This window comes from Pseudoalteromonas sp. BSi20495 (assembly GCF_000241185.1).
Lineage (GTDB): Bacteria > Pseudomonadota > Gammaproteobacteria > Enterobacterales > Alteromonadaceae > Pseudoalteromonas > Pseudoalteromonas fuliginea.
Map to the genome: position 1 here is coordinate 12,933 of NZ_BADY01000074.1, position 26,100 is coordinate 39,032.

25 protein-coding genes, 2 pseudogenes and 1 riboswitch are annotated in these 26,100 nt (G+C 39.1%); of the genes and pseudogenes, 17 read left to right on the top strand and 10 right to left on the bottom strand.

Annotation, left to right across the window (positions count from 1 at the left end):
- Positions 1-97 precede the first annotated feature (97 nt).
- The 3 genes from P20495_RS09885 (at position 98) to P20495_RS09875 (ending at position 2,542) form a co-directional block, all read left to right on the top strand.
- On the top strand, positions 98-520 hold the full coding sequence (locus P20495_RS09885; protein WP_007376500.1) for an ATP-dependent zinc protease: 423 nt from the start codon (positions 98-100) through the stop codon (positions 518-520).
- Between the two features lie 71 nt (positions 521-591).
- Positions 592-1,497, top strand: a complete 906-nt coding sequence (gene rimK / locus P20495_RS09880; RefSeq protein WP_007376499.1) for a 30S ribosomal protein S6--L-glutamate ligase — start codon at positions 592-594, stop codon at positions 1,495-1,497.
- Positions 1,484-2,542, top strand: a complete 1,059-nt coding sequence (locus P20495_RS09875; RefSeq protein WP_007376498.1) for a succinylglutamate desuccinylase/aspartoacylase family protein — start codon at positions 1,484-1,486, stop codon at positions 2,540-2,542. Before rimK ends, P20495_RS09875 begins: the two co-directional genes overlap by 14 nt.
- Before the next feature lie 90 nt (positions 2,543-2,632).
- On the opposite strand, the gene P20495_RS09870 is transcribed toward P20495_RS09875, so the two are convergent.
- From P20495_RS09870 to recQ, 4 genes are all read right to left on the bottom strand, one after another.
- Positions 2,633-3,205: a mechanosensitive ion channel domain-containing protein gene (locus P20495_RS09870; protein ID WP_007376497.1), complete on the bottom strand. Its 573-nt coding sequence runs from the start codon at positions 3,203-3,205 to the stop codon at positions 2,633-2,635.
- A 75-nt stretch (positions 3,206-3,280) separates the two neighbouring features.
- Positions 3,281-4,984, bottom strand: a complete 1,704-nt coding sequence (locus P20495_RS09865; protein ID WP_008136376.1) for a BamA/TamA family outer membrane protein — start codon at positions 4,982-4,984, stop codon at positions 3,281-3,283.
- Between the two features lie 123 nt (positions 4,985-5,107).
- Positions 5,108-5,392 carry a DUF3630 family protein gene (locus tag P20495_RS09860; RefSeq protein ID WP_007376495.1) on the bottom strand — a complete coding sequence of 95 codons (285 nt, stop codon included), beginning with the start codon at positions 5,390-5,392 and terminating at the stop codon, positions 5,108-5,110.
- Between the two features lie 7 nt (positions 5,393-5,399).
- The gene (gene recQ / locus P20495_RS09855) at positions 5,400-7,223 is read right to left on the bottom strand and encodes a DNA helicase RecQ (protein WP_007376494.1); all 1,824 of its coding nucleotides are present in this window, start codon (positions 7,221-7,223) and stop codon (positions 5,400-5,402) included.
- A 133-nt stretch (positions 7,224-7,356) separates the two neighbouring features.
- On the opposite strand from recQ, the gene P20495_RS09850 reads away from it, so the two are divergent.
- A complete protein-coding gene (locus P20495_RS09850; RefSeq protein ID WP_008136377.1) occupies positions 7,357-7,812 on the top strand; it encodes a thioesterase family protein in 456 nt (151 codons plus the stop codon).
- A 54-nt stretch (positions 7,813-7,866) separates the two neighbouring features.
- A complete protein-coding gene (rarD, locus tag P20495_RS09845) occupies positions 7,867-8,787 on the top strand; it encodes an EamA family transporter RarD (protein ID WP_008136378.1) in 921 nt (306 codons plus the stop codon).
- Between the two features lie 9 nt (positions 8,788-8,796).
- Here rarD and P20495_RS09840 read toward each other — a convergent pair whose 3' ends face one another.
- Both P20495_RS09840 and P20495_RS09835 read right to left on the bottom strand, forming a co-directional pair.
- A complete protein-coding gene (locus P20495_RS09840) occupies positions 8,797-10,032 on the bottom strand; it encodes a response regulator (protein WP_033015804.1) in 1,236 nt (411 codons plus the stop codon).
- A gap of 87 nt (positions 10,033-10,119) precedes the next feature.
- Positions 10,120-10,494 carry a DUF413 domain-containing protein gene (locus tag P20495_RS09835; RefSeq protein WP_008136380.1) on the bottom strand — a complete coding sequence of 125 codons (375 nt, stop codon included), beginning with the start codon at positions 10,492-10,494 and terminating at the stop codon, positions 10,120-10,122.
- A gap of 91 nt (positions 10,495-10,585) precedes the next feature.
- Here P20495_RS09835 and P20495_RS09830 point away from each other — a divergent pair, with 91 nt between their 5' ends.
- From P20495_RS09830 to ung, 8 genes and pseudogenes are all read left to right on the top strand, one after another.
- Positions 10,586-11,458 carry a LysR family transcriptional regulator gene (locus P20495_RS09830; RefSeq protein WP_007376489.1) on the top strand — a complete coding sequence of 291 codons (873 nt, stop codon included), beginning with the start codon at positions 10,586-10,588 and terminating at the stop codon, positions 11,456-11,458.
- A gap of 166 nt (positions 11,459-11,624) precedes the next feature.
- Positions 11,625-12,558: pseudogene (locus P20495_RS20575) on the top strand (porin).
- A 55-nt stretch (positions 12,559-12,613) separates the two neighbouring features.
- Positions 12,614-12,754, top strand: a riboswitch (cobalamin riboswitch).
- Between the two features lie 552 nt (positions 12,755-13,306).
- On the top strand, positions 13,307-14,119 hold the full coding sequence (locus P20495_RS09825) for an ABC transporter ATP-binding protein (RefSeq protein ID WP_008136383.1): 813 nt from the start codon (positions 13,307-13,309) through the stop codon (positions 14,117-14,119).
- Between the two features lies 1 nt (position 14,120).
- Positions 14,121-15,125 carry an iron ABC transporter permease gene (locus P20495_RS09820; protein WP_008136384.1) on the top strand — a complete coding sequence of 335 codons (1,005 nt, stop codon included), beginning with the start codon at positions 14,121-14,123 and terminating at the stop codon, positions 15,123-15,125.
- A 4-nt stretch (positions 15,126-15,129) separates the two neighbouring features.
- Complete coding sequence (locus tag P20495_RS09815) at positions 15,130-16,614, top strand: cobyric acid synthase (protein WP_008136385.1); 1,485 nt, start codon at positions 15,130-15,132, stop codon at positions 16,612-16,614.
- On the top strand, positions 16,607-17,206 hold the full coding sequence (gene cobO, locus P20495_RS09810; RefSeq protein ID WP_007376484.1) for a cob(I)yrinic acid a,c-diamide adenosyltransferase: 600 nt from the start codon (positions 16,607-16,609) through the stop codon (positions 17,204-17,206). The genes P20495_RS09815 and cobO overlap by 8 nt, the downstream gene beginning before the upstream one ends.
- On the top strand, positions 17,206-18,066 hold the full coding sequence (locus P20495_RS09805; protein ID WP_008136386.1) for a cobalamin-binding protein: 861 nt from the start codon (positions 17,206-17,208) through the stop codon (positions 18,064-18,066). Before cobO ends, P20495_RS09805 begins: the two co-directional genes overlap by 1 nt.
- Positions 18,063-18,725 (top strand): uracil-DNA glycosylase, encoded by a 663-nt coding sequence (ung, locus tag P20495_RS09800; protein ID WP_008136387.1) that lies wholly within the window; start codon positions 18,063-18,065, stop codon positions 18,723-18,725. Before P20495_RS09805 ends, ung begins: the two co-directional genes overlap by 4 nt.
- Positions 18,726-18,832: 107 nt before the next feature.
- Here ung and P20495_RS20580 read toward each other — a convergent pair.
- A pseudogene (locus P20495_RS20580) lies at positions 18,833-19,022 on the bottom strand (DUF3545 family protein).
- 222 nt (positions 19,023-19,244) lie between these two features.
- Positions 19,245-20,195 (bottom strand): transaldolase, encoded by a 951-nt coding sequence (gene tal / locus P20495_RS09795; protein WP_008136388.1) that lies wholly within the window; start codon positions 20,193-20,195, stop codon positions 19,245-19,247.
- A 225-nt stretch (positions 20,196-20,420) separates the two neighbouring features.
- On the opposite strand from tal, the gene yaaA reads away from it, so the two are divergent.
- The 3 genes from yaaA to P20495_RS09780 all read left to right on the top strand — a co-directional run bounded on the left by yaaA (position 20,421) and on the right by P20495_RS09780 (position 23,204).
- The gene (gene yaaA, locus P20495_RS09790) at positions 20,421-21,200 is read left to right on the top strand and encodes a peroxide stress protein YaaA (protein WP_007376480.1); all 780 of its coding nucleotides are present in this window, start codon (positions 20,421-20,423) and stop codon (positions 21,198-21,200) included.
- A gap of 120 nt (positions 21,201-21,320) precedes the next feature.
- Positions 21,321-22,277: a mechanosensitive ion channel family protein gene (locus tag P20495_RS09785; RefSeq protein ID WP_008136389.1), complete on the top strand. Its 957-nt coding sequence runs from the start codon at positions 21,321-21,323 to the stop codon at positions 22,275-22,277.
- A 195-nt stretch (positions 22,278-22,472) separates the two neighbouring features.
- Positions 22,473-23,204: a hypothetical protein gene (locus P20495_RS09780; RefSeq protein ID WP_008136390.1), complete on the top strand. Its 732-nt coding sequence runs from the start codon at positions 22,473-22,475 to the stop codon at positions 23,202-23,204.
- 74 nt (positions 23,205-23,278) lie between these two features.
- On the opposite strand, the gene P20495_RS20585 is transcribed toward P20495_RS09780, so the two are convergent.
- Positions 23,279-23,599: a BON domain-containing protein gene (locus P20495_RS20585; RefSeq protein ID WP_033015799.1), complete on the bottom strand. Its 321-nt coding sequence runs from the start codon at positions 23,597-23,599 to the stop codon at positions 23,279-23,281.
- A gap of 434 nt (positions 23,600-24,033) precedes the next feature.
- Positions 24,034-25,260, bottom strand: coding sequence for an ATP-dependent RNA helicase SrmB (gene srmB, locus P20495_RS09775; RefSeq protein WP_007376476.1), 1,227 nt, complete (start codon positions 25,258-25,260; stop codon positions 24,034-24,036).
- Positions 25,261-25,335: 75 nt separating this feature from the next.
- Here srmB and P20495_RS09770 point away from each other — a divergent pair, with 75 nt between their 5' ends.
- The gene (locus P20495_RS09770) at positions 25,336-26,034 is read left to right on the top strand and encodes a tRNA1(Val) (adenine(37)-N6)-methyltransferase (protein ID WP_008136393.1); all 699 of its coding nucleotides are present in this window, start codon (positions 25,336-25,338) and stop codon (positions 26,032-26,034) included.
- Positions 26,035-26,100 lie beyond the last annotated feature (66 nt).

A 26,100-nucleotide genomic window follows, 5' to 3' on the forward strand; every position in this document is an offset into this window, starting at 1 on the left:
TTTATCAATCAAATTCACTTGTCGACGGGATAAATTTATTTTGTTGGTGTTTTTTTACCTGTAGCGTATAAGTCACTTTTTTATTAAGGGCACATTTATGACGACAAAGATCACTATTGGTTGGCGTGAGTGGTTGAGCTTACCTGAACTGGGTATTGAGCGAATAAAAGCTAAAATTGATACAGGCGCTCGTACATCATGTATTCATGCTATTAACATTGAAGAGTACGAAGTTGATGGAGAAAAATGGGTTAAGTTTACAGCCCAGCCATTGCAAGATGATGAACAAACGAAAATCACTTGTAATGCAAAGGTTAAAAAAATAAAAAACGTAACAAGCTCAAGTGGACAAAAAGAATTACGTTATTTTATAGAAACAACATTGCATGCGGGTAAGCATAGCTGGCCTATAGAGATGACTTTAACCAGTCGAGCAACAATGAAGTTTAGAATGTTATTAGGGCGTACAGCCATGGAAAATCGTGTCATTGTTGACACGGCTTTATCTCATTTATTATAAAAGTATTGAATTTTATGTCTGAAAATCAGCCATAAATAATTAATGCATACAATTTAGTTAAGGTTTTAACTATGAAAATCGGTATTTTATCTCGTAACAAAAAATTATATTCAACACGTCGTTTAATCGAAGCGGCAGAAGCACGTGGCCATGAAGTTAAAGTAATCGACGCACTACGCTGCTATATGAATATAAATTCAGAGCAACCAGAAATTCACTATCGCGGTGAAAATTTAAAAGAATTTGACGCAATCGTCCCGCGTATTGGTGCATCGGTTACATTTTATGGTTGCTCGGTACTTCGTCAGTTTGAAATGATGGGTGTCTACCCTGTAAACGAATCCGTGGCTATTTCTCGTTCGCGCGACAAATTGCGCTCGCTTCAGTTACTTTCGCGCAAAGGCGTTGGTATGCCAGTAACAGGTTTTGCTAGCAAACCAGATGATGTAAAAGACTTACTAGAAATGGTAGGCGGTGCACCTGTTGTAATTAAATTACTTGAAGGTACACAGGGCATTGGTGTTGTACTTGCTGAGACGCGTAAAGCGGCTGAAAGTGTTATTGAAGCATTTATGGGCTTAAAAGCTAATATTATGGTTCAGGAATATATTAAAGAGGCAGGTGGTGCAGATATTCGTTGTTTCGTATTGGGCGATAAAGTAATTGCAGCAATGAAGCGCCAAGCACAAGAAGGTGAGTTCCGTTCTAATCTTCACCGTGGTGGTAGCGCGACATTAGTACGTATTACTCCTGAGGAGCGTAAAACAGCAGTTGCAGCCGCTAAATCAATGGGCTTAAATGTGGCTGGTGTCGATTTACTTCGCTCATCTCGTGGGCCACTTGTGATGGAAGTAAACTCATCACCTGGTCTTGAGGGTATTGAGATCGCAACAGGTAAAGATATTGCAGGTATGGTGATTGACTTCATCGAAAAGAATGCTTCAAGTAAAGGAACAGCAACACGTGGCAAAGGTTAAAATTAACCGTCCTTTTACCTTATTAGGTGAACAGATTGGCGTAGGCGAGCGTAAAACGCTTGCCTTAGAAGCCGCAAAGCTTTACACCCATTCACCACTTAATATTCCTATAGAAGTGGTGAATGGTGTAATGGAAGGACCTGTGCTAATGGTCTGTGCTGCTATTCATGGTGATGAATTAAATGGCGTAGAAGTTGTACGCCAGTTACTTGCTAAAATAGATCCTAGTCAGTTACGTGGCACGTTAATCGCTGTGCCTATTGTGAATGTGTTTGGCTTTATTCATAAATCGCGTTACTTACCAGATCGACGTGATATGAACCGCAGTTTTCCAGGCTCTGAACGTGGCTCGTTAGCAGGACGTATGGCTTATATGTTTTTTAATCAAGTAGCAGTACATTGTACGCATATCATTGATTTACATACGGGGGCTATTCACCGGACTAATTTGCCACAAATTCGTGCTAATTTAGCAGATGAAGCAACAGCTGAAATGGCTAAAGCATTTGGCACGCCAGCGGTTATAGATGCATCACTGCGTAATGGCTCTCTTCGCAGCGAAGCGGCTAACTTAGGCATACCTGTTATAACCTATGAAGCAGGTGAAGCACTACGATTTGATCCTATTGCAATTGCAGCCGGTGTGCAGGGCGTTGATTATGTTATGCGTCATTTAAAAATGATTCGTGGCAAACGCCCGAAAAAATTACCAGATCCGATTATTGCAGGTTCTACAAGTTGGATACGCGCAGAAGTTGATGGCATTGTTCGTGCTCAAGTATCATTGGGCGAACGTGTAATTAAGGGCCAAATACTTGCTTATATTAGTAGTCCGTTGGGTGACTCTGAACTTGAGCTTTTAGCACCTAAAGGTGGGATTGTTATTGGCCAACAAACGATGCCATTAGTAAATGAGGGCGATGCAGTCTTTCATCTAGCTTACTTTGCGAGTGACAATGGTTTAGTTGAGCAGCAGCTAGAGAGCTTTATAGACGAAATAAATGATTTAGATGACGAACTTAAAACTGCGGAACTAAATAATTAATCGTTAACTTAAATTCTGTTTAGTTAAGCATTAAAAAAGCCGCAGAAGGTAATTACCTTCTGCGGCTTTTTTGTGACTATTATTTTTTAACTATGTTTTTTTAGGGCCAATAATACGCTTTATAACAGGCGTTTTTGTTGGTTTTGGTTCTTTATTTAAAACCATGACAGGGCGCGTCACAAATAAATTGTTAGGATAAATAACACGATGGCCATCAATGTGTTCAAGTACTACATTCATCAAACCCATTTCGACAATGCGACCTTCAACATGATTCGCGCCATCAATAATTCGTACCCAATAACCAACGCGGCAGTCGTTTTGAATAAACATTAATAAGAATGCAGTTAAGTTACTTAATAACGACCATGCGGCAAAAAGTGCAACACCTAGCATGGCAAATAATGAGGAGCCAAGTACAAGTAAGCCACGTAATTCAATGCCCCAAAATACCAGTACTAAGCATATCATTACACAGGCAAGTATTATTTTAAGCAGTAGTTCTGCGCGCGATTTGTGATGTAAATCTACTTTACCCTTAATGGTTTTTTCGAGAAGCTTTTTAGTCAGCTTTAATAGCAACGGATAAAGTAGTAAGGCGATCAGGGTCACAATCAGTTTATATTGTGTACCAAAAAAATCTAAAATCTCTAACGGTTCCAAAATACATTCTCATATGGGGAGTAAGTAATAATTAAGTAATTAGTTTAACGTTTTAAGATGATGCGAAATAGTTATTTAAAAAGATTTTTTCACATTAACTAACCATTGTACTGAGTCTACATCGTCATAACTATCAAGCGGTGCGGCGATGTCAATGTGGATCATAGTACCTGCGTTAGCTCTGCTTGGGGCTAAGCGTAAACCTATGCCAACATTTTTAAGTACGTGATCGTTCTCGCCATTATCTTTGTCGTTAAACCACGCTCGGCCAACGTCAATAAACCCAGCGCCACCTACTTTAAATAGCTGAAGCAAATCGTACTCCCAATAATAGCGTTTTTCTAAACTAACTAAAAAACTGCGATCGCCGTGTTGATAATCCATAGGGTAGCCTCGTAAACCAGTTTCACCACCCAAAGTAAGTTGTTGGTCGGCAGTTAAGTTTTTAGCATATTGCAAACGCCCTTTTACATACCACGATTGATCAACACTGGTGTTTAAGTAGTATTGAATTTGACTAGTGGCCCTAAAGTTTTCTAATTGTTTGTGTTCTTTATTCCAATATCCTTCAATGTCAGTGTTAAAACGCCATAGAGTATTATCGCCAGAAAAATGTGCTTTTTTAAAATTTAATGAATAAATAGCACGACTATCATCATCACTCAAAGATTCATCAGAGTAACCAACAAGGGCTTTAACATTCCAGCCTAGGTTTAAATCTTCAGTGCGGTACATACTGTCGAAATTGCGTACTTTTATAAAGTTATCTTCAAACCAGTGGCCGCTTATAAATGGGTAACTTAAACTTCTGTCATCGGCAAGTGGTGCAAAGGTGGTGTCTATAGCTTCAAAGGTATGCTGCTCGTCGGTATAACCTAAGGTTAAGCGCTGGGTCCAGTTATTATTAAGCGCTTTAGAGTGCCCTATAAATGCACTGGTTAAATCGCTAGTTTGATCAAATTCGCTAAACTCTTCGCCGCGTTTATATAATGACTCTTCGCGCTGTTCTGAATAGCTTAAAATACCGTAACTAAGAGGGGTGTCAATTGCGTAAAATGGATAGGTTAACTCAAGTAAATGGCGCTTGCCATCGCTGTTATCGGCGTACTCTAGACGGCCGCGGTAGCGAGTAGATAAAATATTAGGATCGTCGTAAACAAATAAGTAACCACTGCGGTCGCTGTCAGTCGTGCGTGAAAACGATAGGCGTTTACCCCAACCAAAGAGGTTTGATTCTCTAAAGCCAATGCTTGATTTATTTTCACCACCGCTGCGGCTAAAGTTTATTTCAGGTAGAAGCGTCCATAAATCACGAGTCACTACCTTTACATCAATGTCACCATCGCAGTTCTCAGTTGCACTAATTTGGGCGTCATATAAGTAACTTTCTTTGCGTAGGAGGCGCTCTGATTCAGCTAATTTTTTAGCATCATATTTATCGCCGGTGGCAAACAGTAGGAGGTTATTAATTACATCCGGTTCGGTTTGAATATGTGCGCGGTTGGCAAAGCGAAATAATGCATTATTTTCTTCTTCGAGTTCGGTATTAAATACATTGAGTTGCTTAAGTGAAATAGTGGCAATTTTAGCATTGGGTTTAGCGCTTACAATGGAGATATCGTCGTTGAGTTGGCGGCGTAAGTTTTTATTATTAGAGTGGTCTAACTTTTCAACTTGGCAACGAGTATTATCATGAGTTTGTGCTAATGCGCTTTGCATGAATAAGGCTAAAATACTTAAGCTAATACAGTACTGTGTGATCCATTTCTTAGTTACCATTCAAACCCTTTACTGCTACGTAGCAAATTACTACCGTAATATCAGCTTACATCATAGTTACTAAAATGTAAGTTAAAAGTATTGAGTTTGAAAATTAAATATAACGACTTTGAACTAAAGCCGCTAACTTAAATAAAAGGTGAGTGCAGCAAGTAGATGATCGGCTTCAGTGCCTTCTCCATTTATCCAAATACTTTGGCTGTAGTGCTCATAGTTTAAATTAAAGGTCTGCTGCTGGTAGCTAAAGCGAACTTGATGACGGTCAGCACCAGCAGAATACTCGTTGAGCGTTATATCGTCTGAATGTAAAAATAATGTACTCCACAGCTCAAAGTCTTCATCATGCGGAGGCTCGATGGGCGTAATTACAATACATTTATGAGTATGGTCATATTCTATTTTTGTCATAATGCTCTTAATTTGTAGCTAAGTAATTACGAATTGCAGTTAAAAAGGCGCCGCCATATTTATTTAATTTAGTGAAACCAACTCCCGACACTTTTAAAAACTCACTGTCATTTGTTGGCATAAGCTGCGCCATTTCAGCCAAGGTTTTATCATTAAATACTACATACGGTGGTACATCGTCGGCATCAGCAAGTTCTTTACGCAGTGCTCTTAAGCGGGCAAAGAGCTTTTTATCATAATTAAATTGCGCTAATTTATCTTGGTACACGTGCTTAGCTTGCAGGCGAGGTTCAGCCAATTGCAAAGCATATTCACTTTTTAAAATTGCACGCGCGGCTTCTGTTAATCTAAGTGACGCACCTTGTGTTATATCTTGGCTTAGTAAACCCTGATGAATAAGTTGACGTAAAATACTAAGCCAAAATTCACTGCTTTTATCTTTACCGATACCGTAAGTACTTAACTCATGATGGTTGTTATCGCGTATGCGGCTCGTGTTTGCACCGCGAAGTAATTCTACAATATAACCTAGGCCAAAACGTTGCTCAGCTCTATACACGCACGAAAGCGCTTGCTGTGCGACTAACGTACCATCAAAGCTTTTAGGTGGGTTTAAGCAGATATCACAGTTGCCACAAGGTTCGCGCTGGTATTCACTAAAGTAGTTTAGCAATATTTGACGGCGACACGTTTGTGCTTCAGCAAAGCTAGCCATGGCGTTAAAGCGTTGTTCTTCTACACGGCGACGTTGTTCGTCATCAATGTCTTCAAAAAAGCGCCTTACACGGCCAATATCAGCCGGATCAAAATACATGATGGCTTCTGCGGCAAGGCCATCTCGCCCAGCTCGTCCTGTTTCTTGATAGTACGACTCTATACTTTTTGGAATATCGTAATGTAATACAAAGCGTACGTTAGGTTTATTAATCCCCATCCCAAAAGCAACAGTTGCTACTACAATTTGAATGTCGTCGCGGGCAAACCCAGTTTGCACAAATTGTCGTTGTTCGTTGCTCATACCTGCATGGTAAGCGGCAGCGTTTAGCCCTGCGTCTGCAAGTTTTTCAGCAATGTCGTCTACGCGCTTACGACTGGTGCAATAAATAATACCGCTTTGGTTTTTTTGCTCTTTTAAGTAGCGAAGCAGTTGCACCATAGGTTTAAATTTTTCTTCTATGGTGTAACGAATATTGGGACGATCGAAGCTACCAGTATGAATATAAGGCTGCTGTAGTTTTAGTTGCTCAACGATATCAAACCGGGTCGCTTTATCAGCCGTGGCGGTAAGCGCCATCATAGGAACATGTGCAAAACGTTGCTTTAATTCGTTTAAGCGAAAGTAATGAGGTCTAAAATCGTGACCCCAATGCGACACACAGTGCGCTTCGTCAATGGCAAATAAGCTCACATTTAAATGCGATAAACGTTCTAAAAAGTCACGCTGCAATACTTTTTCAGGCGCAACATATAATAGTTTAATTAAACCTTGGTGAAGTTGTTGATACACCAATTGCTGTTCTTCTCGCGCTAAGCTGTTATTAACGTAAGCGGCTTTAACGCCAAGTGCTTGGAGTTGCGTTACCTGATCTTGCATTAGTGATATAAGCGGAGATATAACAATGGTTACGCCTTCAAGCACTAAAGCGGGTATTTGATAACACACAGATTTCCCACCACCTGTGGGTAGCAATACAAGCGAGTCATGCCCATTTATAGCTGCATCAATAACTGCTTTTTGACCGTCGCGAAATTCGCTGTAGCCAAACACTTGTTTGAGGACAGTTTCTGGTTTACGCACAAGCGTACTAGAAGGTGGTGTTAATGTATTCATTGGCGGGTATTTTAGTGGTTTTTTAACGAGATGTCTTTAGCTGAGTTACTTGATGAATTATTTAAGTGGAGTCTCGTAGTTTTGCACTATGTATGTTTTACTCATCTTACCAGTTTTGGCATAGAGAATAATAATGAATAAAGAAATGTTAATTGAACAAGTTGGGGCGTTGTTTGTAAATGGCATGCCGTTTAATCAGTTTTTACAAATATCGGTAGAATCACTGAGTCCTGAACAAGCAAAAATTACCTTTCCTTGGCAGGATGTATTTATTGGTAATCCAGCGCAAAAAATATTACACGGAGGCGTTATTTCAGCCGTGCTTGATAATGTGGGAGGAATGCTTGCTGCAGCAAGTGTGATTGATAAATTAACAGACTTAGATATTGGTAGTGTGCAAACGAGGCTAGCTACGCTTGGAACCATCGATTTACGCACCGATTATTTACGTCCAGGCAAAGGCGAAGTGTTCACCGCGAGTGCAACGCTTATTCGTTCAGGCAACAAAGTGTGTGTATGTCGAATGGAGTTACATAATGAAAAAGCTATTCAAATTGCGTTTGGTACTGGTACGTATTTAGTTGGATAAACAATCCATGGAGAGTAAACTAGCGACCTTTTAGTATCACTAAGTGTTTTTATTATGTCGATTGATACAGAGCAGCGTAAAGGCGCTGTTTTTGCTTGCCTAGCATTTGTGATGTGGGGGTTAGCACCTATATACTTTAAATTTATCCAGCATGTGTCAGCTTTTGAAATATTAATGCATCGCGTTGTTTGGTCTGTCGTTTTTTTAGTACTTGTGGTAAGTATTCTTAAATATTGGCACAAAATAAAGCGTATTATTGTTCAGCCCAAACTAGTGTTAATGCTTGTTATTACTTCAGCGTTACTGGGATTTAATTGGGGACTTTTCATATGGGCGATAAATAATAACCATATGCTGGATGCAAGCTTGGGGTATTACATAAACCCATTGTTAAATGTATTGCTGGGTATGCTTTTTTTAGGCGAGCGTTTACGTAAGTTTCAGGGCGTTGCCGTTGCACTCGCGTTTTCGGGAGTATTATTGCAACTCGTTAGCTTTGGCTCGTTTCCGGTAGTTGCTTTTTCATTGGCAATATCATTTGCACTTTATGGCTTATTACGTAAAAAACTCCCCGTTGAAGCTCTGCCAGGGATATTGCTAGAGGCACTTATATTATTACCTGTAGCGCTTGTTTATTGGTGGTTAATGGCGCCTTCTGACACATCAAGCCTTCCCGCTAACGATTGGCATACTAATGCGTTACTAATTAGCGCGGGCATTATAACTACATTACCGTTATTGTGTTTTACTGGCGCAGCTAAACGTTTGCAATACACTACATTGGGCTTTTTTCAGTACATTGGGCCAAGCTTAATGTTTATGCTCGCAGTGGTGTTTTACGGTGAGGTATTTGATGCAGAAAGGTTAGTTACATTTGCATGTATTTGGAGTGCGCTTGCTATATTTAGTTGGGATTCTTACTATCAATCACGCAAACGAAAAAAAAGCGGCAGTGGCGACAGCACAAGTGGCTAGTTAACTATTTTAGCTAATAATTTTGTTACGGCCAGTTTCTTTTGCATCATAAAGTTTTAAGTCGGCCTGTTTTAATAGCTCATCAATTTGATAAACAGGCCCTGACGAAAAACCAATAGAAATAGTGAATCTAATGTTGGCTTTACTAAATTGTTGGCTATTAGCTTCTATAAAATACCTAAATCCTTCAAGTTTTTTGAGTGCTTCTTGTTTATCGGTATCGGCAAAATAAACAGCAAACTCTTCGCCCCCCAAGCGTGCTACTAAATACTTTTTAAAGTATTTGCTAAAACAAATAGATAAACCTTTTAATACTTCGTCGCCTGCATCGTGGCCATAGGTATCATTAATTGCTTTAAAGTGATCGATATCAAGCATAGCTAATGCGCCATTACCGTTATCAAGTTCAATTTTTTTAAGGGATTTTCTAGCCTCTTCAAAAAAGTAACGACGATTGGGGATTTTTGTGAGGTAGTCTGTATTAGCTTGGTTTTTTATGGTTGCTAAAAGCGTTAACATATCGACATTTTGGCTTAATCGACAATAAAACTCCTCACTATTGAAAGGTTTATGTAGGTAATCATTTGCCCCATTTTTTAAGAATAAGGTAGATAAATCTGAAGAGTCAGCGCCTGAAATGCCAATTATTGCTTTTTCATCGTTATCATATAAACGCCTGATTTCTGTGCATAGTTCATCGCCGTTCATATTAGGCATTTCATTATCAGTGATAATAACGGAGATATCAGGTGATGCTTCAAGCATAACAAGTGCTTGTTTACCATCTTCAGCTTGTAAAGTTTGATATTTATGACGGGTTAACAAGCTACATATATACTGTCGTGTGGATAAAGAGTCGTCAACAACGAGTACTTTTACATTTTCGTTTCGAGGTAGTCGTAATAGCTGTTTTTCGAGATACTGATACGCTTGTTTATTTTCTTTGATGATGTAGTCAATTATAGGGTATTTTTCTACTGTATCGCGTGTTTTTTTATCAATATTACCCGTCATTACAATCGTTGGAATTTCAGCAGCGATAGTACAAGGAATTGCTTCGCCATTAGGCGCATCAGGTAAAATAAAGTCAACTACAGCACAAAAGTAGCTATTTTTACTGATAAGTTCTTTTGTTTGAGTTAGAGATTCAGCTATATCTACTTCATAACCCGCTTTAAGCGCGATGTGTTTTTGCACCCGCGCTATTGTAGGCGTATCTTCAACTATTAGTATTCTTCGCGTCACGTCACAACCTTGTTTATATTTTTGCAAAAGTATTTGCTTATACAAGTTGTAACTGCTAAAACGCAAAAAAGCAAATAAGTGAAGAGCTTATAGGTTATCTGCTTCAGAATAATACTCTTGGCTTATAGGAGCTGGCCCTGATATTTTTGAGCGCCCAAATAGGGTATGAAACTTACTCTTACATGTTGTAAGTTTAAGGTATTTAATCCAAGCACGCTCAATCGGATTTGTTGGCTCTAAAGTCCCCATTGCTACGGCTAAAAATTGTTCTTGGTGTTCGTTTTGTGGCTCAATAGTTTTATTGTGTAAGCCTTTTAAAACAACGCCATGTTGGTCTAATATGCTTGCTTCTAATAAGGTGAAGTTTCCACTACGGCTAAAACCGCGTGGGAAGTTGTGATCATCATAAAACTGACGTTGGCTAACAAATGCTTGACGAAGTAGTGAAATATCATTGCTCATAGCTTTATCCTCATGCCTTAGTAATTAGCTGGAGTATGATGCAAGTTTGGCAATTTATTAAACAAGTTATTTTTATCGTGAGGATAAAAAATTGGATATAGATTTATTAAAAACATTTGTTGAAGTTGTGCGTACACGTCACTTTGGTAAAGCGGCCGAAAACCTTTATATCACCCAATCTGCGGTGAGCTTTAGGATTCGTCAGTTAGAGCAGGGACTTGGGGTTAATTTATTTATACGCCAGCGTAATAATATTCAACTTACAGCGCCGGGTGAACGTTTGTTGCCACATGCTCAAATGATTATTACGGGTATGCAACGCGCCAAAGTAGATGTTGCGCTTGCCGATAATATGCATAAGCAAATTAGCTTAGCAGGAACGCCTAATATTTGGGATGCTTTTTTACAGTTTGGTATAACAAATATTGTATCGGCGATGCCGGGCGTGTCATTAGTGGCAGAGGTTAAAGCACAACAAGAAAGCACTCGGTTGTTATTAGAGCGAACTCTCGATTTAGCCATTTTATTTGATCCACCGAAAGTAGATGAATTAGTAGTAGAGCGAATTTGTGAACTGCCTATTATTCCAGTGAGTGGCTATGATACTGCAACTAACGAAAACTTTTTTGATAACCAATATGTATATGTTGATTGGGGAACAACTTTTTCACTTTGGCATGCGCGTCAGTTTACAGGTAAAACGCCGCCTTACTTCAGAACAAGTACTGGTCGTATAGCACTTGATTTAATATTACAGTGCGGCGGGAGTGCGTTTATTCCTCAAGTACTTGTAGAGCATCATTTAAATAAAGGTGATTTATTTCATGTTAAAGATGTAAAAAATACGTCACGAGATGTATTTATTGCCTATCATAGAGATAATGAACAGAAAGAATTAATAGAAACGTTGGTAAATTTGTTATCACAAATGACACCTAGCTTGACGTTGGAGCCTAGTTTATAGGTACAAATGAGTTGCTGAGTATCGATGTTATTTTGATTTCATATTTAATGCACTTTTATTAATTTAAAATTACAGAAATATTTCGATTGTAATATTTCTGTAATTTTACAGTGACAAACTGCTGCTGTTTTAAAATTAGTCTTTTGTGATTATCCAAGGAAATAACATGAAATTTGTAAAATCGAGCTTATGTTTAGCGCTATTAAGTGGCTTATCTTTTAATGCTCTTGCTGATGTAGACGTGTACGGCAAAGCGAATGTAACTATTCAATCATCTGATGACGGTGAAGGGTCGTTCACTGAAATTAAAAGTAATAATTCTCGCTTTGGTCTTAAAGGTTCTGAAAAGATAACAGAGGGCTTAGAGGCTGTTTATAAATTTGAGTTTCAAGTTGACGTATCTGATGCGGACTCAAAGGGTGATAATGATGACAATATTTCTGCGCGTAACCAATATATAGGGTTAAAAGGTGCATTTGGCCAAGTTGTTGTTGGTCGACACGATACTGCACTTAAGTTATCTCAAGGTAAAGTTGATTTATTTAGCGACCTTGAAGGCGATATTAAAAGTATATTTAAAGGCGAAAATCGTTTAGGTGATTCTGTTACTTATTCATCAAATACTTACGAAGATTTTAGAGTACTTGCTACTTTTATTGCAGAAGATGATGAAGATGCAAAAAAATGGCTATTCACTAGGACTTACTTATGGCGATTCTTCACTTAAAAAGAGTAAAGTATATGCATCAATTGGTGTTGATAGTGAAGTAAATGGCTACGATGTAGTTCGTGCAACTGTTCAAGGTAAAATTGATGATTTTAAAGTAGGCGCAATGTACCAAACACAAGAAAAAGTAGACGGCAGCGCAGAGGCTGACGGGTACTTATTAAGTGCAGCTTACATAATGGGAAACAATACATTTAAAGTGCAATACCAAACTATGGATTTTGACGACAGCGATGATAAGTCAGCAATCTCAGTAGGTGTTGATCACAAGTTAAATAAAAATATTAAAGTATTTGGTTTTTACTCGGGCTTCGACATGGACAACAACGTTGACCAAGATTACTTAGGCTTAGGTATGGAATACAAGTTTTAACTATTCGCTAAATTAGTTAAAACACTCCCTTTTTAACCGCGCTCTTTTGAGTGCGGTTTTTTTTGCTTTAAATTATTTACTTAGCCGCCCATAATAGAGATTAATTTGGAATGAGGTGCGAGTCCTCGACTGTTCCCGCAACTGTAATTAGCGCAAAGCTTTAAGTCAGATACAAATGGTATAGTACCAATTTTATTAAAAGCATGATCTTTCTAGTGAATTAAATAACTTACTAACTTCGTTAAAAATTATTCATAGTCGACTGCATGGAGGTAGAGCAATGCAGGGAGCAATTAGTGATAACAACTATATGTCATAATTTCCGCCTTGTTATTAAACTATTTCTTTGTCGCTATAGTAAATCACTAATTTAATGCAATTGGTATAAATTTTTTTAACGAGCGGGTTTACTCATTTTTTCTTGTAGTGCCTTAGTATTTTTATCGCATATTTAGTGAGTTTAACCTAGGGTCTGTTGAACTTTGCGGATTAAAATTTGTTCAAACTAGGGGCTATTTAATCGCGGCGCGAGGTTTGTAACCTAGTGAGCTAAGTAAAAACCGAGCAACAAAGAGTAAATAGCCCCTAGGAAGAACCCTTTGGGCAGCGCCTGTTTGGCATTAATGCTACGTTATTGCCCATTTATGGGGAATAACTACACTACATAGGCTCTGCCTTGCCTAAATACCAAACAGACTGTTGCAAATTTAACCTTGAAAGATCAACAGACCCTATCTAGGACTGACTATTGCACACTCAAACGCCATTAAATACACCATTACTAAACGTTAAAAACGTATCGTGGGGTATTGGCAATAAAACGATTCTCAAAAAAATAGACCTTAAAATAACTACAGGTAAATTTGTTGGTTTGATTGGCCCCAATGGCGCAGGTAAATCGAGCTTATTGCGTTGTTTGTATCGTTTTAGTAAACCCAGTGATGGCGTTGTAGAGTTTAACAACACCGATATTTGGCAATTAAAAAGCGATGAGTACGCAAAAAAAGTAGCGGTTGTTTTACAAGAAACTCCGTCGCAATTTAACTTAAGTGTATTTGACGTTATTGCGCTTGGGCTAACGCCTCATAAATCGCTATTTAGCTCAGTAACTAACATTGATAAACAAAAAATTACCCAAGCTATCAACACTGTAGGGTTGGCAGATCATAGCGAACAAAGCTTTGAGTCACTTTCGGGTGGTGAAAAGCAACGTGCCTTGATAGCCCGTGCGATAGTCCAGCAACCTCAGCTGTTAATAATGGACGAACCAACTAGCCATTTAGATGTTAAATATCAAATACAGGTAATGGAGCTTGCTAAATCGTTGGGTGTAACGGTGTTTGCATCGTTTCACGATTTAAACTTAGCTTCTGCAATGTGCGATGAACTAGTGGTTATTAAAAACGGTGAAATTACACATACAGGCGCGCCAAGTGAGGTATTAACCGAAAACATGCTAGGCGACGTTTTTGGTGTCTGCGCCCAAGTAAATAACCACCCGCAATTATCGAAATCGGGAAATAGCATCCCTCATATTACTTACTTTTATGGCTACAAATAACATGAGCACTGTTAATACTCGCCAATCACTAGCGCTATTTGTAAGTGTTGCAGCTGCTTTATTTAGCTTATTTGCAGCACTTAGTTTTGGTGCAGCAGATACCTCACTTCAAGACGTACTTAATAGTTTTTTGCTCTCAAATGAGGCGTCTTTTAATACGCGTATTATTTTTGAACTAAGAATGCCACGCACATTACTCGCCTTTTTAGCTGGCTCTGGTTTAGCAATTTCGGGGCTTATTTTACAAACGGTAACGCGTAACCCTTTAGCCGATCCTTACTTGTTTGGTATATCGTCGGGTGCCTCATTTGGCGTGGTGTTACTTATGGCGCTAGCAGGTATTAGCGCAGGCTTTATGTTATCGGCAGCAGCATTGCTGGGCAGCTTACTCGCTATGAGTTTATTAATACTTATTGCAGGTAGGCAGCAAAGTGCACAGGTAGAATCAATGCTATTAGCTGGCGTTGCTCTGTCGTTTTTATTTAGTGCTTTTACTAGTTTGTTGCTTTATTGGAGCGATCCTCAGGCAGTAGCGGCTATTTTATTTTGGACGCTGGGCAGCTTTGCGCGTGCGCAGTGGCCTACGCTTTGGTTACCTTTATTGGTAATTACATTGTGTACGTTTGTAATGCTGAGCTTTAGAAGGCAACTCAATGCTATGTTACTTGGCGATGAAAGCGCAATTACATTAGGTGTGAGGGTTCAGCGCTTTAGAATACTTATGCTGGTTTTGAGCTCATTAATTACCGCTGTGCTGGTGGCTATGTGTGGCGGTATTGGGTTTGTAGGATTAATGATACCGCATATTGTGCGCTTTTTTATATCCCAAGGCACCATCGCTGGCTTACTGGTAACCAGCTTGGTGGGCGGTACATTTATGGTGTGGGTTGATGTACTTTCGCGCTCATTGCTTAAAAACCAAGAGCTGCCCGTAGGCGTTATTACTGCAGCTATTGGCAGCGTATTCTTTTTGAGTTTATTGTTTTTTAGAAAGCGAAAGGTGTAATTCCATGAAAACCTTAATGGTGCAAGGCACTACATCAGATGCTGGTAAAAGCACTTTAGTTGCTGCCCTTTGCAGGGTGTTTGCTAAGCGAGGGGTAAAGGTTGCGCCTTTTAAACCACAAAATATGGCACTTAATAGCGCAGTAACAAAAGATGGCGGCGAAATAGGTCGTGCGCAAGCTTTGCAAGCAATAGCAGCTAAAGTAGAGCCCGAAATAGACTTTAATCCTATTTTGCTTAAACCTAATAGCGACACGGGCGCACAAGTGATTATTCACGGAAAAGCCATTAGTAATATGGAAGCGGGCAAATATCACGACTATAAAAAAGTGGCGATGGATGCAGTAATTACCTCACATAACCGCTTAGCTAAATGCTTTGAATTACTCCTTGTTGAAGGAGCGGGTAGCCCTGCTGAAATAAACCTGCGTGAAAACGATATTGCCAATATGGGCTACGCCGAAGAGGTAGATTGCCCAGTAATTATAATTGCTGATATTGATAAAGGCGGCGTATTTGCACACTTGGTAGGTACGCTTGCGTTGTTAAGCGAGTCAGAGCAGGCGCGCGTAAAGGGCTTTGTTATAAACCGCTTTAGAGGCGATATAGGTTTGCTGCAAGGCGGGCTTGATTGGCTTGAAGAATACACAAACAAACCCGTACTTGGCGTATTACCTTATTTGCACGACCTCGCGCTTGATGCTGAGGACGCTGTCGCAATTGATAATAATGTAACCAACGCCACAATTAATATTGCAGTGCTGCTTGTGCCACACATTAGTAACCATACCGATTTTGATGCACTGCGTTTGCACCCAAACATTAATATAAATTATGTGCGCCATACGCAAACGATCCCAGACGTTGATCTGATAATTCTCCCAGGCAGTAAAAATGTGCTGGGTGATTTAAGTTTTTTGAAAAATGAAGGCTGGGACACTCAAATTAAGCGCCACTTACGCTATGGTGGCAAAGTACTTGGTATTTGTGGCGGCATGCAAATGCTGGGCAATACAATCAACGATCCCGAGGGTATTGAATCGTCATTAAAGCAAGTAAATGGACTTGCCCTGTGCGATTTTGAAACCACGCTGACAGCACAAAAAGTATTAACTAAAATAACCGCTACACTGCTTTTAAATAACCAATCAACACCCTGTAGTGGCTACGAAATACATGCAGGGATTAGCCAAGGTGCAGCGCTTAATAAGCCATTTTTAACCTTTGATGAAAGCCATCCACATGGTTTTACGTTTGATGGCTTTATTAGCGATGATAACGCCATTGCAGGCACTTATTTACATGGTTTATTTGATGAGGCCGATGCTACATCGCAAATTTTAAAATGGGTAAAACCAAGCGCCTCAATTAACCCAATAAGTATTGCCGCTCACCGCGAGCAGCAGTTAGAACGATTAGCAACCATGTGCGAAGCGCATTTAAATATACAGCAAATTATCTCGATTTATGAAGGGCACAATAATGACTGAACAAAACAACGATAAGCACAAGCAGCGCCAACAAAAAGTAAAAGAACAAGTGGATGCGCGCGTTGCCGCTGCGCAAGATGTAAAAGGTATCTTTCAGGTAATTACCGGTAACGGTAAAGGTAAATCAACCTCGGGCTTTGGCGTTGTAGCACGCTGCGTTGGGCATGGTAAAAAAGCCGCTGTTTGCCAATATATTAAAGGTACGTGGGAATGTGGCGAGCGTAATTTATTACAAGGTGCAGGCGTTGAGTTTGTTGTAATGAACACCGGTTTTACTTGGGATACGCAAAATAAAGAAGCCGATACTGCAGCCGCCCAAGCAACATGGCAAGAGTCAAAACGCATGCTTGCTGATAGCAGTATTGATTTAGTATTACTTGATGAGCTTACGTATATGGTGACCTACGGCTACGTTGATTTAGATGAAGTAGTAACAGCGCTTAATAACCGCCCACCAATGCAGTCAGTTATTATTACAGGGCGTGCAGCACACCGCACTTTAACCGACCTTGCCGACACCGTAAGTGAAGTGCGTAATGTAAAACATGCATTCGACTCAGGCATAAAAGCGCTCGAAGGGTTTGATTACTAATGTTTAAAGCGTTTTTTATTGGGCTACTGCTTTTTAGTGTGTCGGGCAGTGCACTTGCAGAGCAGGCAAATGATTCTAAAAAGCTACGGATAATCGCGCTTGCACCACATATAGTCGAAAACCTATTTGCCATAGGGGCGGGCGATAATATTGTGGGCACGGTTGATTACGCCGACTACCCAAGTGAAGCCCAAAGTATTGAGCGCATAGGGGGTTATTACGGCATCTCGCTTGAAAAAGTATTGGCGCTTAAACCTGACTTAGTTATTGCGTGGAAAAGCGGAAATCAAAGCGAAGATTTAGCCCAAATAGAGCGTTTAGGTATAAAAGTGTATTTGAGTAATCCCACCACAATCGCAGGTGTTGCCGACGAGTTACTGACTTTTGGTGAATTTACAGGGAATATTGAGCAAAGCCAGCAAGCGGCAAGCGCATTTAAACATAAGCTAAATGGTATTGTTAAAAGCCAGCAAGATAAAAAAAATATTACCGGGTTTTATCAGTTATGGGCTGAGCCCATGATGACAGTAAGTAAAAATACATGGATAAGCCAACTGATTGAAACATGCCATGTAAGTAATGTATTTGCACAGAGCGTTACAGATTACCCACAAATTAGTATCGAAAATGTCATTGTTACTAAGCCACAAGTTATTATTATCCCTGATGAAAAATCAAAAACACCACAGCCGGTTGTTAATTGGCAAAAGTGGCCAGAAGTGCCCGCTGTTAAAAATGATCAATTTATTAGCGTAAATGCCGATTTATTACATCGTTTTACTGTGCGCATGCTAGATGGACTCGCGGATATGTGTGATAAAATAGATGCATCACGTAAACAGATTAAGAGTACACAATGAGCGATTGGGCTACATTTTTAGAAAGTGAATTACAGCAACCTTACATGCAGCAAACGTTAGAGTATGTGGCTAATCGCCGCAATGAAGGTGTTGCTGTTTATCCGCCTGAACCTCAAGTATTTAGTGCTTTTGATGCCACAGCACTAAATGACATCCGCGTTGTAATTTTAGGACAAGACCCATACCACGGAGAAGGGCAAGCGCATGGCTTGTGTTTTTCGGTATTGCCTGATGTAAAAAAGCTGCCGCCGTCGCTTAAAAATATGTACAAAGAGTTAGCTACCGATATCAGCAGTTTTGCTGTTCCTGAACATGGGTACCTGCAAAGCTGGGCAGATCAGGGCGTGTTTTTACTCAATACAGTATTGACCGTTGAGCAAGGGCAAGCGCATTCTCATAAGCATTTAGGGTGGGAGCAATTTACCGATAATGTAATAGCGCATATTAATAAACACTGCGAAGGTGTGGTATTTATTTTATGGGGTGCACATGCACAAAAAAAAGGTAAAGGCATAGATAGCGCTCGCCATTATGTTTTAAAAGGGCCGCACCCATCACCGCTTTCGGCGCATAGAGGCTTTTTTGGCTGTCAGCATTTTTCAAAAACGAATGAGCTATTACAAGCCCAAGGTGAAAAACCGATTAACTGGCAGGTGTAAATAACCTGAGCTCTGAATCATAAATTTATCTCATGCAGCTATTTTCAGCGCATTAAAAAAGGCTTCCATATATCGGAAGCCTTTTTGTTTAGTTGGGGCGTATTGAATTAAAAGTCGAGCTCTTCAATTGCAATACTGTCTGTAAAGTAGTCTAGTTCTTGTAGTTCTTTGCGTAGGCGCTGTTTGTCTTTTATTGCTTCTATTTCACGCCACTTCCTTTTTTTTATTCTTTTGAGAGGTTTTTCTAGTTGTATCAGGACCTTCTAATATCTCTAATATATCGTTTAGGCTATCCATGAATTTCTCCTATTGATTTATGACCTCAAGAATACCTATACCACAGGCCTAGCTAAAATAGAACAAAAAAGTGACAGTTATGTTACGTAAGTGTGATTAATTGATGAAGGTTTATACGAGGATTATATGAAGTCGATATGAAGATTGTATAGAGAAATAGCGTATTTTAGGCATAAAAAAACGCCGCTATTGCGACGTTTTCTAAAACACGATTATAGCAAATTACATTGCTTTAAAACGCGCTTCTAGTTGTTCTTGTGCATCAGCAAAAGAGCGAATACCTTCAGCTAGTTTTTCAGTAGCCATAGCATCTTGGTTATGTAACCAACGGAACTGCGCTTCTGTAAGTGGCTCTGGTTTTGGCTCTTGTGGAACATCGCTTTGCAGCAAGTATTCTTGTGCGCCTTCAAGGTTGCCTAAATCTTCTAAAAGATTAGGGCTAATAGTTAGCTTGTCACAACCTGTAAGTGCAATAATTTCGCCTGTGTTACGGAAACTTGCACCCATCACAACTGTTTTGTAGTCATGGCGTTTGTAAAATTCAAAAATGCTGCGTACAGACTGAACACCTGGATCTTGTAGCGGATCGGTTGGTTTTTCCATACCGTTAGCAACGTGCCAATCTAAAATACGGCCAACAAATGGCGAAATTAGAAATACGTTTGCATCGGCACACGCGCGGGCTTGGGCATCGCTAAATAATAAAGTAAGGTTACATTTAGTGCCTTCTTTTTCTAGCTGCTCAGCGGCTTTAATACCTTCCCATGTAGACGCTACTTTAATTAAAATTTTGTCTTTGCTTACACCTTCTTTTTCGTAAAGGCTAAGTAGGGTATGTGCTTTATCAATCGTAGCTTGCGTATTAAACGAAAGGCGTGCATCTACTTCAGTAGAAATATAACCAGGTACAATAGCGCTAATTTCTTTACCAAGTAATACGGCAAAGTAATCACATGCTAATTCAAGTTGTTTAGCCGGCTCTTGCTCGGTTTCTTTTGCATAGCTCCAAGCTTTATCTAGGTAAGGCTTATATGCTTCAATCTCGCTCGCTTTTAATAAAAGCGACGGGTTTGTAGTTGCATCTTCTGGTTGATGCTTTTTAATAGCTTCAATATCACCAGTGTCGGCTACGATAGATGAATGTTGTTTTAGCCTTTGTAGAGCTGAAGTCATTTGCTTTCCTCATTCCAAGCAAGTTAAAAGAAAAATCTAATCACTCTTAATATATACAATCCATACTGCAACAGTGTGACAATGCTTGATAGGTCTTATGTCCTGATCAATAAAAAAACGGTAATGCATGGGTTATTAAGAGAGGATTTATTTAAACAAAACGTGCTTTTCGTTTCATTTAATGTTGAAATTGACACTAAATAAATTACAAGTCAATAGCTAACTATGATCACTGTTATTTCACCTGCAAAAAATCTTGATTACGAAACGCCACCCGCAACAGACAAGTTCACTCAGCCTGAATTACTAGAGCACAGCGAAGAGCTCATGAAAGTATGCCGTGAACTAACACCAGCGCAAATTGGCAGTTTAATGAAAATTAGCGATAAGCTATCTGGGCTTAACGCAGCACGCTTTAGTGAGTGGGCGCAGCCGTTTACGCAAAGTAATGCTAAACAAGCCGCACTTGCCTTTAATGGCGATGTATACGGCGGTTTAGATGCAAGCACGCTTAAAGCTAGCGAGCTTGATTACGCACAAAACCATTTACGTATCCTTTCTGGCTTATACGGTTTATTAAAACCACTTGATTTAATGCAAGCTTATCGCCTTGAAATGGGCACTAAGCTTGAAAACTCGCGTGGCAAAAACTTATACGAGTTTTGGGGCAGCGTAATAGCGAACAAACTAAACGAAGTATTAAAAGCGCAAGACGCACAATACTTAGTTAACCTTGCTTCAAACGAATATTTTAAAGCGGTAGATAAAAAAGCATTAAATGCACAAATTATTACCCCACACTTTAAAGACTGTAAAAACGGTCAATACAAGGTAATTAGCTTTTACGCTAAAAAAGCACGCGGCATGATGGCGCGCTACATTATCGAAAATAAAGTAACGCAATTAAGCCAACTTAAAGAGTTTACTGTAGCGGGTTATTACTTTAGCCCTGAGGCAACGGTTAAAGAGCTTGAGCCGGTATTTATGCGCGACGAACAAAATTAGGTCATAAGCTTAAATAAACAATTGAAAAGCCATGCATTGCATGGCTTTTTTGATGTTGGCGTTATATTTGCAACCTCATCTAATATTAATGAGAACACTAACTAAATAGGTGCAAATAAAATGATCAGCATTCCGTCAGTTGGCGAAGCCGAAAAACTAATAGAAGAAAAGCTCGGAGGGTGGTTTGATGTTGTAATAAGCCATATTCCTAATTTTATAGTGGCAATTGTTATTGCTATTGTTTTTTCAATTTTGGCGCGCTTTGCTGGCAAACTGGTGAAAAACGTACTGCGCCGCTCTCTCGACTCAACACAAATTGCCGATTTAATGGCATCAATTTTTAAAGTTATTGTGTTGTGCATAGGTTTATTTATAGCGCTCGATTTTGTTGGCCTAAAAGGCACCGTTACTTCGCTACTTGCTGGTGCGGGTATTGTGGGTTTGGCCATTGGTTTTGCGTTTCAAGACATGACCGAAAACCTAATTGCAGGTATAGCAATGGGTGTACGCAAGCCATTTAAAACAGGTGATGTAATAGAAACCGATGATGTGTTTGGTTCAATACATTCAATAAACTTACGTAACACGCTAATAGAGAGCTTTTACGGGCAACTAATACTTGTACCAAACAAAGTCTTATTTAGAAATGTACTCAAAAATTACACCACGCTAGGTATAAGACGTATAGAAGTACCCGTAGGTATTTCGTATGGCGACGACATAGAAAAAGCATCTCAAGTTATTACCGATAAAATAAATGAATTTAACTTTGTAATACGTAAAGACGAAACCGCCGTATACGCTGAAGGTTTTGGCGACAGCAGCATTAACTTACTGGTATGGTTTTGGATTAAATACCCAGGCGAGCCTGACTTTATGACGGTACGCCACAAAGGGGTTGTTGCCGTTAAGCAGGCACTCGACGAAGCTGATATTAGTATTCCTTTCCCAATTCGTACGCTCGACTTTGGCATTAAGGGCGGTGAGAAACTCGATGCCATGATAAGCGATAAAATAAGCCCGCAGTCATCAACTAAAAAGAGTAGCAACGGTGCTGACTCTAGCCAAAGTGAGTAATTTAGTTAAAACACATTAGCCAAAAGCATTGGGAAATAGTTACTTACCAACAGCGCATTTTTACAGAGTAAAATTGCGCTTTTTAGTACATGCTTTTAATAATTATTAAGCCTGAACAGGGTAAGCCAAATTTAATCGGTTTTTGTTTATTATGATAACCGTGTTATTTGCCATAACTGATAATGTGATTACAATATGACCATTATTAATTTAAATAGTTTATCAATGCGTAAAGTAGCATTACTACAGTTCATAACCCTTACTTTATTAAGCTTCATGCTTGGGTGTACATCAATAAGTAATAAGCAGAGTACGAGTGAAAAACATAATTTTAAGTATGGTTTGAGCTATAAATTAAATGTAGATGACAATACTGCTGAAATACTTTTTCTTAATAAGAATGATACCCCTATAAACGCACTTACCCTACCAAATAAAACGGTATACATTGTAAAAGAGCAGTTACGAGAATTTTGCAGATCGGATGGTATTTTATGCGCTAGAGAAAAGTCTGAAAGTAACTTTGTTAGTTGGTCTCCCGATGGTGAGTTTTTAGCCGTTTTTGCAGGTGACACTGAGGGTTTTTGGTTTTTACCAACAATTGAAATAACCAAGTCTGCATTTAATGAAAGTCATATACTCAAGGTTGGACTTCATCAAACAACTAACCAGTTTAATATCGGTTTGTTTCATCAAACCGGTGGATGGTTGAATAACGAACAATATATTTTTTCAGCTGGTTTGAGTGGCAATAATTTTATTTATAAGTTCAACACAAAAACAAAGGAGCTTAAGGGTTTTCCTTTTGAGCTAAATGAAGATTCTACAGTGAGCAATTTCGAAGAAGTATTTGTTGATAGTTATTCTTCGCAAAAAAGTAGTTTTAAAATAAGTGATGTGACTAAACAATTAGAAATATTAAAATAAAAAAGCGCAGCTTGTGTTGGAGTAACAAGCCGCGCTTACGAATTAGTTATATAAATAGGTTTATGTGGTACGTATTAAATAACGCTAATTTTATTACGAATGATTTTAACCCCATCCATATTTTCTAAAAATTTTTGAGCTAATGCGCGCTGAAAACCAGTTTGTGCTTCACCGTATAAATCTACTTCACCATTTTTTACCTGCACACGAATATCACTTAACGCTAGATTAGGGTTAGTTCGCAGGGTGTTGGTGATAGTTTGTTGTAGGTTAGGTTGAGTGGCTACACTGCTTACTACTGCCATGTTGGTTGCTGCACTTACCTTTGTAGCGCAAGCTAATAAAAATAAACAACAAAATGATACTAAAGCGATAGTTAACTTGAAGCGGTTCATAACTTAATCCTTACATTACGGTGAATAGTGCAGCCACAAAATGGAAATTCCATCGGCTAGGTTATCTTTGTAATTACAATTTCGGTGCCAATATTAACACTATGAAATATAAGGTAATTTTATTAAGTGGGAATTCAGGTGGGCAAAAATTACATTTAAATGGGTATGAGTTACATGCTTGGGTTACATATGTAATACCAATTCGCTTAATTAAGTGATTTATTTTGAGGTAAGAAAATCGTGTCGATAACAAGGCAAAAATTTCGTTATTTAGTTGTTCTATATTAGAATTTTTTAACGCAGTTAGCGTCAGATTTAATCCTTAAAATTGATTAAGTATTATTGCGGATTGGTATAATGGTACAAACACCAGAGCCTGTAAGGCTTGCATTAAAAAGCCGGCAAAAGCCGGCTTAGTATAAAAATGTTTTAGGTTACTTCTTCTTTTTAACCTTGGCCTTTTTCTTGGCTTTCATTTTTACTGGATCTTTACGCTTTTTAGCCGGTGGCTTAGCTTCTTTATGCTGTGGCTCAACACCTCTAATTACACGGCGTTTTAACTTTTGCTCAACGTAGCGCTCTACTTTATATAAAATGCCAATGTCATGTGCTTCAACTAACGATATTGCTATGCCTTTTTTACCAGCACGGCCAGTACGACCAATACGGTGTACATATACGTCGGCAGTGCGCGGCATATCAAAGTTAATAACGTGACTGATGTCAGATACGTCAATACCACGTGCAGCTACGTCGGTAGCAACTAATATGCTTGTTTTACCACTGTGGAAGTTTTCCATGGCTTTCATACGTTTGTCTTGTGGCATTTCGCCGCGTAACCACGCTGCTTTTACATCATTAGTTGTAAGTTCACCAATCAATGTTTCTAAGCGTTCGCGAGTTTTAACAAACACAATTGCTTTAGTCACGTCAGGATTTTTTAGCGTGTTAACTAACAATTCAAGCTTATGATGATAATCGTCGGCTAAATGTACCCACTGATGAATTTTTGCTTTTTCTTTACGTGACGATTCGGCTTCTAATAGAGCTGGGTCGTTTAATGTTTTTTCAGCAAACCTTTCTACGCTGTCACCTTCAAGTGTTGCTGAGAATAAAAAACATTGGCGACGATTTTTAGCTTCGTCACAAATACGGCTCATTTCTTTTTTGAAACCCATATCTAACATGCGATCTGCTTCATCAATAATAAGCATTTCTACGTGTTCAGCATGAAAGTTTTCGGTTTCTAGGTATTCCATTAATCGACCTGGTGTGGCGATTAAAATATCGTTATTTTTTTCAAAAATTTCTTTATGCGTACCGTAGTTAATACCGCCCGTTACTACACCAATTTTTAGGTGTGTGCGTTTAGCTAGTAGTTCACATTGTTCATGAATTTGATAAGCCAACTCACGAGTCGGGGTCATAACGAGGACGCGCGCAAAACCAGGGTCACGACGTGGGAAATCCAGTAAGTACTGAATAGCCGGAATTAAAAATGCCGCTGTTTTACCTGTACCAGTAGGCGCAGATGCTAAAATATCGCGCCCCTGTAGTGCTTCAGGAATAGCTTGTTGTTGAATGCTGGTTGGCGTCTCGTAGCCCATTTTATTAATGGCATCGAGTAGCTTGTTATCAAGATCAAATTCAGAAAATTGCATAGAGTGTCTAAAATAAGGGACAATTACCCTGATTATACGCGCTATGCTGCGCTTGGTGAATGAAAAGGTGAAAAAATGTCTGGTTTTGTATTTAAACAATTTAAAGTTGAACACGACCACTGTGCAATGAAAGTTTCTACCGATGGCATTTTGCTTGGTGCATGGGCTAATTTAAGCGGTGCAAGGTCGCTACTTGATATAGGCACAGGTACCGGCTTATTAGCGTTAATGTGTAAGCAACGTGGTCATGAGCTTGATATAACTGCGGTAGAAATTGACGAAAGCGCCCATAACCAAGCATTAAAAAATATAGCTAATAGCCCGTGGCCAACAATAAGTATTAAGCACCAAACTATTCAAAGCTTTAGTAGTGAAATTAAATTTGACGTGGTTATCTCTAATCCGCCGTATTTTAATCACAGTTTAAAAGGCGAGAATGCTGCGCGTAATACCGCGCGCCATACCGACGGCTTAAGTTTTGAAGAGTTAATAAATGCGTTTAAACGTTTAAGCCATAGTCGCTCTCGCTTTAACTTAATACTCCCAAGCGTTGAAGGCGCATTATTTATTGAGCTTGCTACTCAAAATGGGCTTTATTTAAATACTCACTGCCAAGTAAAAGCCACGCCCAATAAAGATATTAGCCGCAGTTTAATGACATTTAGCTACGTAAAAAGCGATTTAGAATCATCAACCCTGTGTATTAGAAACTTAGATAATACCTACACTGCTGATTATATAGCTTTGTGCAAAACATTTTATTTAAAAATGTAAGTTACTTAGTAATGAAGGTTATTTAGTAATAAAGGATAGTTTACCCGTTATGCATACGTATTCAGT

What these genes read in the sequence shown, in the direction of transcription:
- P20495_RS09885 (WP_007376500.1), top strand. Translation starts at nt 98, where the DNA reads ATGACGACAAAGATCACTATTGGTTGGCGTGAGTGGTTGAGCTTACCT.
- rimK (WP_007376499.1), top strand. Translation starts at nt 592, where the DNA reads ATGAAAATCGGTATTTTATCTCGTAACAAAAAATTATATTCAACACGT.
- P20495_RS09865 (WP_008136376.1), bottom strand. Translation starts at nt 4,984, where the DNA reads ATGGTAACTAAGAAATGGATCACACAGTACTGTATTAGCTTAAGTATT.
- P20495_RS09860 (WP_007376495.1), bottom strand. Translation starts at nt 5,392, where the DNA reads ATGACAAAAATAGAATATGACCATACTCATAAATGTATTGTAATTACG.
- recQ (WP_007376494.1), bottom strand. Translation starts at nt 7,223, where the DNA reads ATGAATACATTAACACCACCTTCTAGTACGCTTGTGCGTAAACCAGAA.
- P20495_RS09850 (WP_008136377.1), top strand. Translation starts at nt 7,357, where the DNA reads ATGAATAAAGAAATGTTAATTGAACAAGTTGGGGCGTTGTTTGTAAAT.
- rarD (WP_008136378.1), top strand. Translation starts at nt 7,867, where the DNA reads ATGTCGATTGATACAGAGCAGCGTAAAGGCGCTGTTTTTGCTTGCCTA.
- P20495_RS09835 (WP_008136380.1), bottom strand. Translation starts at nt 10,494, where the DNA reads ATGAGCAATGATATTTCACTACTTCGTCAAGCATTTGTTAGCCAACGT.
- P20495_RS09820 (WP_008136384.1), top strand. Translation starts at nt 14,121, where the DNA reads ATGAGCACTGTTAATACTCGCCAATCACTAGCGCTATTTGTAAGTGTT.
- P20495_RS09815 (WP_008136385.1), top strand. Translation starts at nt 15,130, where the DNA reads ATGAAAACCTTAATGGTGCAAGGCACTACATCAGATGCTGGTAAAAGC.
- cobO (WP_007376484.1), top strand. Translation starts at nt 16,607, where the DNA reads ATGACTGAACAAAACAACGATAAGCACAAGCAGCGCCAACAAAAAGTA.
- P20495_RS09805 (WP_008136386.1), top strand. Translation starts at nt 17,206, where the DNA reads ATGTTTAAAGCGTTTTTTATTGGGCTACTGCTTTTTAGTGTGTCGGGC.
- ung (WP_008136387.1), top strand. Translation starts at nt 18,063, where the DNA reads ATGAGCGATTGGGCTACATTTTTAGAAAGTGAATTACAGCAACCTTAC.
- tal (WP_008136388.1), bottom strand. Translation starts at nt 20,195, where the DNA reads ATGACTTCAGCTCTACAAAGGCTAAAACAACATTCATCTATCGTAGCC.
- yaaA (WP_007376480.1), top strand. Translation starts at nt 20,421, where the DNA reads ATGATCACTGTTATTTCACCTGCAAAAAATCTTGATTACGAAACGCCA.
- P20495_RS09785 (WP_008136389.1), top strand. Translation starts at nt 21,321, where the DNA reads ATGATCAGCATTCCGTCAGTTGGCGAAGCCGAAAAACTAATAGAAGAA.
- P20495_RS09780 (WP_008136390.1), top strand. Translation starts at nt 22,473, where the DNA reads ATGACCATTATTAATTTAAATAGTTTATCAATGCGTAAAGTAGCATTA.
- P20495_RS20585 (WP_033015799.1), bottom strand. Translation starts at nt 23,599, where the DNA reads ATGAACCGCTTCAAGTTAACTATCGCTTTAGTATCATTTTGTTGTTTA.
- srmB (WP_007376476.1), bottom strand. Translation starts at nt 25,260, where the DNA reads ATGCAATTTTCTGAATTTGATCTTGATAACAAGCTACTCGATGCCATT.
- P20495_RS09770 (WP_008136393.1), top strand. Translation starts at nt 25,336, where the DNA reads ATGTCTGGTTTTGTATTTAAACAATTTAAAGTTGAACACGACCACTGT.